Consider the following 3,524-nt stretch of genomic DNA (forward strand, 5'->3'; position numbering starts at 1 on the left):
TCGCCATTTAGGTAGAGCACAGAGTCGGCCCCCACGACCAAGACGGGCTCCCGTTGCTGGGCCGCCACCACTTCGGCTTTCGCCGAGGCCAGCTTCTGCACCAGCTCCACGGGATCTGAGCTTTTGATTTGGCTTTCGTCGAAGTAGCTGGGTTGAACGCGAAAAGGGATCCCGGCAGCCTTTAACAATTGGCGGCGGGCAGGGGATTGCGAGGCCAGTACGATAGGAGGCAACATCGACTCAACACCTAATTAACACCCAAAGCCTGGACGTTTGCTTAGGGGAAGTTCGCTCTGTGAGCTAGTTTCCATTAGCTTAGTTAGTATGCGCCTGATGGGCGTTGAAAGGAAACTCTCCCGATATCTTCCCAGCTGGATCCCGTTTGTGACCACTCTCCCCACCCAAGCTGATCTCGATCTTGCCCATTCTGGGATCCTCCAGCGCTATTGGGGGGATCAAGACACCCCGGAAAGCCGCCGGGTGAATTTGTTGGTGGCGGTGTTGGTCTTCTGTTCATCCACCTTCTTTGTGGTGGAAACCTATCCCATTCCCCCTGAGGTACGTCTTTGGCTGGAGCGGGTGGATCGCCTCATTCTCGGCCTGTTTGTGGTGGAATATCTGCTCCGACTGGCAGCGGCCCCGCAAAAGCTGCGCTACGTCTTCAGCCTCTATTCACTCATCGATTTGCTGGCCATTTTACCTTTTTTTGCCGGGCTAACCGATATTCGCTTCATCCGCCTCTTGCGCTGGTTTCGCATCCTGCGGCTGCTGCGCTTGGTGGAGGGCAAAACCCTGTTTGGGCAAGTGATCTCCGCCGATAGCCGCATTTTGCTGCGCATTTTCTTCACCCTCTTTGCCATTGTTTTCGTCTACTCTGGGCTGATCTATCAGGTAGAACATCCAGTGAATCCTGGCGCTTTTGCCACCTTTTTGGATGCTTTCTACTTTTCCGTCGTTACCATGACCACGGTGGGGTTTGGGGATCTCACCCCCACTTCTGAGCTGGGCCGGCTGCTGACAGTGTTGATGATCTTGACGGGCATAGCCCTGATCCCTTGGCAAGTGGGGGAGTTGATCAAGCAACTGGTAAAAAGCGGCAACTCGGTGCAATGGGCCTGCCCAGGCTGTGGCCTCTCCCAGCACGATGGGGATGCCCAATTCTGCAAGCGCTGCGGCACACTGCTCTATCCAAGGGATTGAGGCTGTTGGCCAATTTGGGGCAAAGACAGGATAGGCTAGGACGGGTTGCAGGAGGATCTGCGATGTTGGCCCACCCCGAGCTAACCATCCCCGGCAAGCTGAACGTGAAGGCGGGCGTGGCGATGCTGGTTGCCGCCATTGTCCTCGGCTGGATCCTCAGCCAAGTTCAGCCGTTGCCGCTCGCCCCCCAGGAGGCTTCGGGGATCCCTGCCGAGCCCCTCCTCTGGCAGGAGGTGCCCAAACAAAAGTACGCCTGGCACATTTGCTACGCCTTTTTGGGCAACATGGGGTTGATCAACATCGGCGGCGGACTGGCCCTGGTGGTGCTGGGATCCCGCTTTACGGCTGGGCAAATGCTCTCGCAAATTCTCCTGTTGGGGGGAATGCTGCACCCGGCTTCTTGGGCTTTGGTGGCCCTGACGGGGCTGGAAGGGTGGGGCTGGCTGGGTAATGCCGGAGCCGCAGCGGTGGCGGTGGTGGTGATGGTGTTGTTTGTTTACCTGGTCTTGGCCACCTGCCGTTCCCTACAAGCCGTCCGAAGGCTGACCCAATCCCGAACCTGCCGTTAGACCCAGTTGGGGAAAGCTGAGAAATCGTTTAAGATCGTTAACGGTAACCCTCTGAACAACTGGGTGGTGCTCGGCATGGCGGTGCAAGAGGAGGTTTTTTTTGAGGGTGGCCCCCACAGCGGCGATTTGGTGCTGAACTCCTTCATTGGGGCTACGCTTGTCGGCTTGCCTCTGTTTGTGGGGGCACTGGTGCGCAAGCTGTGGGTACACTATCGGATTACCAATCGTCGCATCACCGTGATCGGGGGGTGGGGCGGCAAGGAGCGCTCAGACGTGATCTACAGCGAGATCGCCAAGGTGGTCATGGTGCCACGGGGCTTGGGCGTGTGGGGAGATATGGTGCTCACCCTCAAGGATGGCAGTCGCCTGGAGATGCGGGCCTTGCCTCGCTTTCGGGAAATCTACAACTACATCAACGAGCGGATTGACGAGAAGGCCAAGCAGGTGAGCGGCCCAATTGGCAAAAAGCGCCGCTCTGCCAAGTCCTGACAGTGCCTGACCCTTGGGGATCCCTTCCTGTGGCTGTCCCCACTCTTCCCAGCCGGGATCCCGCTTGGCCTGAGCGCCTGGCCCTGGTGCACGAGTACCTGATCTGGCCGGGGGGATCGGAAAAGGTTTTGCAGGAGCTGGTGGCTTTTGCCCCACAGGCCCCCCTTTACGTTAGTCTCTTCTCGGCTCACACCCTGCCGCCGAGCTGGCAGGAGCTGTCGATTCACACCTCTTTTTTGCAAGGCTGGGCCAAGTGGCTGGGGGTGTTGCGCCCTGACTACCACGCCCGCCTCAAGTATCTGCTGCCCTGGATGCCGTTGGCCTACGAGAGCTTCGACTTTTCGGGGTATGACTGTGTGATCTCCAGCAGCCACGCCTTTGCCAAAGGGATCCTGACGGGAGCCTCTACCCTGCACCTGAGCTATATCCACAGCCCCACCCGTTACCTGTGGGAGAACCGGGAGCTGTATCTGCAGCGAGAAGGGTTGGGGGGAATCGGGCCCATTCGCACAATTAGCCAATGGCTGCTGCACCGCCTGCGCCAGTGGGATTTTCTGGCAGCTCAACGTCCAGATCTGTTGATCGCCAACTCCCAGCACATTCGCCGCCGCATTGCCAAGCTCTACCGCCGCGAGGCTGTTGTTATCTACCCGCCCGTTCCGCTGCAGGGGTTTGAGCCGGTGGCGGATCCCAGTGGCGATTACGACCTGGTGGCGGGCCGATTGGTGCCCTACAAACGGGTGGATCTGGCAATTGCCGCCTGTGAACGGCTGGGTCGTCGTCTGCTGATTGTGGGAGAAGGGCCGGAGCTCCCTCGGCTCAAGCGATTGGCGGGGCCGCAGGTGGAGTTTTTGCCCCATCAACCGCAAGCCCGTCTGCAGGAGCTGTTGGCCCATTGCCGGGTGCTGCTGTTCCCGTGGGAGGAGGATTTCGGCCTGGTGCCGGTGGAGGTGCAAGCCTGTGGTCGTCCTGTGGTTGCCCTCAACCGGGGAGGTGTCCGGGAGACGGTCATCCACGGCCAAACCGGCATCCTCATCCCCGAAGCCAGTGTGGAAGCGTTGGTGGAAGGGCTGCGCCAGGCAGATCGACAGGACTGGGATCCCCGGCGGATTCGGGCCCATGCTCTGCAATTTGCCCCGGAGCGATTTCACGCCCAATTGGGATCCCTGCTGCGCTGGGCTTGGCCTCGTTTTCAAGCCGGAGAACGGTTGGATCCCCGAGAATGGAGCCCTCAGTAGGGCCGCCGCTGCACAAAAGCCGGCAACT

The 3,524-nt window shown here is 59.5% G+C and carries 5 protein-coding genes; 4 read left to right on the forward strand and 1 reads right to left on the reverse strand.

The genetic code is table 11. The features are described from left to right. Positions 1–236: Maf family protein (locus NW837_RS12340; protein ID WP_414331915.1), on the reverse strand; the 236-nt coding region annotated here is incomplete at its 3' end. 148 nt (positions 237–384) lie between these two features. On the opposite strand from NW837_RS12340, the gene NW837_RS12345 reads away from it, so the two are divergent. The 4 genes from NW837_RS12345 to NW837_RS12360 all read left to right on the forward strand — a co-directional run bounded on the left by NW837_RS12345 (position 385) and on the right by NW837_RS12360 (position 3,496). Continuing rightward, a complete protein-coding gene (locus NW837_RS12345; RefSeq protein ID WP_414331917.1) occupies positions 385–1,200 on the forward strand; it encodes an ion transporter in 816 nt (271 codons plus the stop codon). Positions 1,201–1,262: 62 nt separating this feature from the next. Continuing rightward, positions 1,263–1,769 carry a hypothetical protein gene (locus tag NW837_RS12350; RefSeq protein ID WP_011432348.1) on the forward strand — a complete coding sequence of 169 codons (507 nt, stop codon included), beginning with the start codon at positions 1,263–1,265 and terminating at the stop codon, positions 1,767–1,769. A gap of 75 nt (positions 1,770–1,844) precedes the next feature. Continuing rightward, positions 1,845–2,258: a PH domain-containing protein gene (locus tag NW837_RS12355; RefSeq protein ID WP_414331919.1), complete on the forward strand. Its 414-nt coding sequence runs from the start codon at positions 1,845–1,847 to the stop codon at positions 2,256–2,258. Positions 2,259–2,287: 29 nt separating this feature from the next. After that, positions 2,288–3,496 (forward strand): glycosyltransferase, encoded by a 1,209-nt coding sequence (locus NW837_RS12360; RefSeq protein WP_414331921.1) that lies wholly within the window; start codon positions 2,288–2,290, stop codon positions 3,494–3,496. Positions 3,497–3,524: the final 28 nt, after the last annotated feature.

This window comes from Synechococcus sp. R6-10 (assembly GCF_047461815.1).
In the GTDB taxonomy this organism is placed as follows: Bacteria; Cyanobacteriota; Cyanobacteriia; order Thermostichales; family Thermostichaceae; genus Thermostichus.